Origin of the sequence: Microseira wollei NIES-4236 (genome assembly GCF_020521235.1) — a bacterium.
Taxonomy (GTDB): Bacteria; Cyanobacteriota; Cyanobacteriia; order Cyanobacteriales; family Aerosakkonemataceae; genus Microseira; species Microseira wollei.
Window position 1 is genome coordinate 1 of sequence record NZ_BLAY01000783.1, and the last position, 240, is coordinate 240.

Below are 240 nucleotides of genomic sequence, written 5' to 3' on the forward strand. Positions count from 1 at the left end.
AACATCCTCTTCGTCAGCGGTCGCACCAACATCCGCCACAGCAATTGATTCAAAAGCATCGCCAACTGCCGATCTCGAATCAATGGGAGAAACACCAGAGATATCCGCAACAGCAACATCCCCCACAGCAATTGATTCCAAAGCATCGCCAACAGCTGATGTCGCATCTATGGGAGAAACACCAGAGATATCCGCAACAGCAACATCCCCCACAGCAATTGATTCCAAAGCATCGCCAAC

The 240-nt window shown here is 50.0% G+C and carries 1 protein-coding gene; it reads right to left on the minus strand.

Translation table 11 applies throughout. The features are described 5' to 3' along the window. Positions 1-240 (minus strand): hypothetical protein (locus tag MiSe_RS50520; protein WP_226595162.1); only part of this gene is annotated, 240 nt, incomplete at both ends.